The sequence below is a fragment of the Anoxybacillus kestanbolensis genome (assembly GCF_001996285.1).
Classification (GTDB): Bacteria; Bacillota; Bacilli; order Bacillales; family Anoxybacillaceae; genus Anoxybacillus; species Anoxybacillus kestanbolensis_A.
In genome coordinates this window covers 1-5,763 of sequence record NZ_MQAD01000035.1, presented here as the reverse complement: position 1 = coordinate 5,763, position 5,763 = coordinate 1, and the positions used below count along the sequence as shown (strand labels likewise).

Annotated in this window: 1 protein-coding gene and 2 pseudogenes; 2 read left to right on the top strand and 1 reads right to left on the bottom strand. The window is 41.0% G+C overall.

Annotated elements, in window-relative coordinates; all coding sequences use genetic code 11:
• A pseudogene (locus BO219_RS14920) lies at positions 1–211 on the bottom strand (DUF6444 domain-containing protein); the annotation flags it as partial.
• A 129-nt stretch (positions 212–340) separates the two neighbouring features.
• Here BO219_RS14920 and BO219_RS15135 point away from each other — a divergent pair.
• Positions 341–448 (top strand): annotated as a pseudogene (locus BO219_RS15135) (transposase); the annotation flags it as partial.
• Between the two features lie 1,146 nt (positions 449–1,594).
• The coding region (locus BO219_RS13560; protein WP_226373841.1) for a DNRLRE domain-containing protein at positions 1,595–5,763 on the top strand (4,169 nt) is incomplete at its 3' end.

The following is a 5,763-nucleotide window of genomic DNA, read 5'->3' as shown; positions in this document are numbered from 1 at the left end:
GTTGACGAGAAGAACGTGTGTTGACAAAACGGTCAGAAGATGGGGGCAAATGGCTATTGGAGCTGTTTTTTTTCGTGCGTGCTTCCAGCTCTTGAACGCGATACTTGAGTTGTTCATTTTCTTTGCGTAGCTGTTTGTTTTCTTTCAACAGTTGCTCAATGACTTGTTGTTGGTGAGTAATGAGCTGCTTTTGTTGTTGAACTTTGCCGATTAAGCTCTCAACTGTAAATACAGCTTGTTGTACCGTCAACATGCGATTCACCTCCTTGTCTATCAATATTCACATCATGGACAGGAAAAGCAAAAAATATTCAGCTCACTTTATGATGTGGCTGAATAGTTACAAAACATCAAACGCCGGGCATATGGCTATCGAAATCTAGAACGGTTTCGTTTGCGTGTATTTCTGGAGTGTACAGGGAACACTACAGGTAGTCAGGCTGCTTAAGCGCTCCCTTCTTCCGCTATCGGTATGATAGTTGGTAGAATGGAACCCGTCAAGGAAAGCACTTGACTGTTTCCATTCTACCAACTTCGTGGTCTGTATGCGGAAGAAGGATCCTGACTGATGAACCTATTTCATCCAGCTAACATGTTTCTAGGATTGAGTAGAAATCACAGAAAATGGTGAAGACCCTTAATTAAACTCCCATGCAAATGATATCTTTTAAGAAAATCAGATATTCTCATCATCTCTTCCCCCTTGTTCATCACAATGTTTGGGCTGTTGAGTATGTAGTTATTTCATGATGGCCGAAAAACAGAGGTGACAAGCTTTTTTCCAGACGTTAAAACTCAGAGAAAAATCGTGATGGATAAACTTTTGGCAATAGCAAACGAATGAGAGTGCGGGCGGGTTTTTATAGTCATCTTAAACGATTGATAATTTACATTATTTGGATCATCGCGTATCTTTGTATTTCGTTGCTATAATCTTATTGACATCCGGATGATCAACATATCCTGAGAGGAAGGGAATAAGGTGGAAGGAAAGTCGATATTTAACTATCGCTATGTGGCTATGATTCTCTCATGTTGTTTAATTTTTAGTATTGTCGTCCCCCCATTTGCACAAGCTGCTCTTGGGAAATCGGAACGCGTAGTGCAAAAAAGCCGAAATATTGAAGCTAACATTGGTGATCTTCCCACGAAACGGCCAAAATCAAAATTAGAGCTCGAGAGCAGACGGACAAAGTATTCGACAAGATACTTGAATCCGGATGGAAGCTTTACTGAAGAGATATACCTGCAACCCCAATTTTATCAAGATCCTCTTGATAAGAAATGGAAAAAAATTAATAACGATCTAAAACCCAACGGGGCCGATATGTTTGAGAATACGGCTAACGCCTTCAAAGTAACATTCGCAAAACAATCGAGTCAACCTGAACTTGTTTCGATCAAAGAAAATGATAGAATCCTTTCGTTTATCCCAATAAATGCGAAAAATGTGCAAGGTGTTGCGAAAAATAATGAAATCATTTATAAAGGGTTATTTGAACAAACCGATGTGCGATATCGCCTTCAAGGCAATGCGGTCAAAGAGGATATTATTCTTAACAATAAACCTTCCAGCAATGCTTTTACTTTTGAGATGAAACTAAAAGGGGTAAAGGCTGTTGCTAAAAAAGACGGAACGATCGTCTTTGAAGACTCAAAAGGGAACCCTAAGTGGTACTTAGAAAAGCCATATATGTTCGATGCGAACCACAAGTATTCTGATCAAGTTGCCTTTCATTTACGTCAAAATAGCGGCAAAACTTATATTGATGTGATAGTAGATGAGAGCTTTTTACAAGATCCAGACACCATATATCCGGTAACGATTGACCCTACGATCAATGAATGGGATGTTTTGCGGGATAATTTTATTGCCTATAATTTTCCTGATTCTGTCTATTCGAGCAACACATACATGCATACAGGTTACAACAGTTATTTCGGAACGACTCGTGCTTTAGTGAGATTTTACCTTCCGAGTCTTCCGAGTGATAGTGTCATTTCCAGCGCTACATTTAATGCCTATCAAACAAATGCCGATGGTCAACAAGTATCTATTGATTTACATCGAATTACAAGCAATTGGTCTTCTTCTGTTACCTGGAATAATCAGCCTTCTATTCGAAGCACAAAAGAATCAACGACAACAAACAATACGGCCAATACGTACTGGAGCTGGGATATCACTCAGTTGGTCAAGGACTGGTACAATGGTATTCAGCCGAACTACGGCTTGATGCTGAAACAGCAGAACGAATCGTCTTCTCCATATCGCACATTTAATACGGTAAACAATAGTGTTAATACGCCGCGCATTACGATTAATTATTGGGTAGAGCCAATCGGCCAAGAATCTTTCTGGACGACCACTAAAGATGGGGTGAATCCAGCAAACGGAAACCTTGTTTTACAAACAACGGATCTTGCTATTTCTGGTCTAGGCGAAGATGTTGAATTTACGAGAACATACAATAGCCGAAAGTCCGGATCGAATGGGGTGTTTGGTTATGGATGGATGTCTAATCTCGAAATGAATATTTGGGATGCAGGCAGTGGACCAGTTACGTTTGTTGATGGAGATAATACTCGTCATATTTTTGGTGAAAAAGTTGGCGGGGGATACGAAGCTGCTGGTGGTGTCTATCTCGATCTAATCAAAAATGGGGACGGCACTTATACAATAACCAAAACCGATGGTACGAAACTTTATTTCAATACAAATGGCAAACTTTCTCGCATGGTCGATACAAATGGGAACACGACTACATTGAATTATAATGCAAACGGAAAATTAGCTTCAATTACAGATGCATCAGCAAGAACGACGACGATTGCCTATGGAACAAACGGATATGTATCGAGTATCACCGACCCAGCAAACAGAACCATCTCTTATGAGTATGATGCTTCCGGCAACCTAACGAAAGTTACGGATGCTCAAGGAAACGCGACCATTTTTACGTATGATTCGGATCATAATCTAACAAGTATTAAAAATGCCCGAAATATTACGACGACAATTGGTTATGATACACTCGACCGCGTAACAAGCATTGAACGCCCTATTACGATTAACGGCGCACTTACAAATAGTACCACAAATTATTCATATGACAAAACCAATGGTGTTACGTCGGTCACAGATGGCGAAGGGAGACGGGTAGATTATACGTACAACGCTAACGGCAATATTATTCAAATCACAGAAAATCCTTTAGATGCTCAAAACAAGGCTGTGACAACATTCGATTATGATAATAACAATAATTTAACCCGAGTAGTGGAACCAAATGAAAATAAGGCGAATGGAACCGCAGCGTTCATTTATCAATATGACGAAAAAGGAAATATTGTCAGCGTTCAATTGCCAGAAAATCAGTCGGCACAATATACGTATGATTTGCAAAATAATCTTATCAAAGAGCAGGATTTCAACAGCAACGTCAGCACATTTGATTATGATCAAAATAACAATCAAACCGAAGCGATCGATCCTTATACACAATCAGTTTCACAGCGATACGATAATCTGGGAAATTTGCAGTATTCGACGTATCCAATGTCTACAGCTGATAACTTGGTAAGTAACTCTAGCTTCGAATTCGATCATAATGCGGATAATTGGCCAGACAACTGGACAAAGGCCGTAGAATCAGGGAAAATCGCTACATTCAGTTGGACGACAACAAGCAAATTTGGGAATAAAGCGATCAGCATTTCGAATTCGACCGGATGGGCGATTGTCAGTTCTGATAAGCAGCCGTATGATGGTGGAGTTTATGTGGCAAGCGGTTATGTAAAAACATCGTCCATGTCTGCCAGAGCTCTTATTAAAGTTGAATATTTTGATGCGCAAGGAAACTGGTTAAATCAAAAAATTTCTTATGGGTTGGCAGGAACGAACGATTGGACTCGGCTTCATGTCGTCGCGGATAATGCTCCATCGGGAACTCAGACGATTCGGGTATCTGTCGGTGTAAACGCTGGTTCTGGGACTGCTTATTTCGACGGGATCCAATTAGAGAAAGGAACGGTTGTCAGCGCCTATAATCTTGTTGATAATTCCAGCTTCGAGCGAGATATGAATAGTGATGGAATTCCTGACAATTGGACGACAAGCGGCAATTTATCAACAAATGATGGACTAGATACAACAGTTGCGAATATATATGTTGGAAGCAAGTCATTTAAAATCACAGGAGAGTCTGGGAAAAATAAGCATATTAAACAACGGATTAATATTTCTGGCGACAGCAACACTAAACTTACGTTGTCTGGATGGTCCAAACAAGAAGGAGCCAATCCAAACGGCGGTTACTATAGCTTGCAAGTAGCAATCCACTATACGAATGGTACAACCGATTGGGGTTATGCAAACGACTTTGATAAGGCGAAGACTGACTGGCAACATGTTGCCGCGGAAGTAAAACCGAAACAGGCCTTCGATTACATTGACGTGTATTATTACTATTATAATCAAACGGGCACAGCATGGTTTGATGCAATGCGTCTAGAAGTAGGAGCTTCTCTGACGTCGTACACGTATGATGCAAAGAAAAACTACGTCACCAAAGTCACCGATCCGGCAGGAAATATGGTTTCGTACACATACGATGCTATCGGAAACCAAACGAGCGTCACAGATGGAAAAGGAAAAACGACTTCTTACGAATATAACAACAATAACCAATTAACCAAAGTCACCGACCCAAACGGAAATGTGACTACCTATGGTTACGACGGCGCGGGCAATCGAACATCGGTCACTAATGCAAAGAATTATACAACTAACTATACGTATAATGAATGGAACCAAATCTCTAGTTTCAAGAACCCGTTAAATCAAACGACATCGTTTGCTTATGATAAAAACGGGAATCTTACAGGGGTTACGTATGCAAACGGGGATCGCGTATCCTATAGCTACAACGCGCTGAACCGACTCATTGCCGTTGCTTACAACGGGACAACAAAATGGACGTTCAATTACGATGCCAATGGCAACGTGACATCGGTGACGGATGCCAATGGAAATGCAACCACGTACACATACGATAAAAACAACCGTCTGACTCGCATCAGCAAAGGATCATCGAACGCCATTGCCTACGGTTATGACGATAATGGAAATGTTACATCGACATCCATTACGGCTGGTACAACGACTGATACGATTGGATACAGCTATAATCCATTGGACCAGTTAGTCGTCTTGTCAAGAAACAGCGCGAATTTAGCGAGATTTACGTACGATGAGCGCGGAAATATTTCGGCCATCATCCATGCCAATGGAACTTATACCGCTTATGAATATAACGATGCCAATCAGCTAAAATCATTGAAAAATTTCGATGCCAACGGAAATGTTTTAAACTACTTCCTCTACAGTTACGATGCGAATGGCAATATTACAGCTGTAGAAACAAAAGATGGAACGATTACGTATGAGTATGATGCATTGAATCAGCTGACAAAGGAAACACTAGCGGATGGAACAGCGATTACGTACGAATACGACGCGGTTGGCAACCGGACGAAGAAAATCGTCAACAATGGAACAACTACAACGACTACGTACACGTATGACGCCGCCGACCAACTAACAGCCGTTAACGGACAGGCATACACATATGATGTGAACGGGAATTTAACGAACAACGGCAACAAAACGTTTGTGTATGATGACGAAAACCGTCTCATTCAAGTAAAAAACGCATCGGGCACTACGATCGCAACCTATACGTATGACCATCAAGGACGACG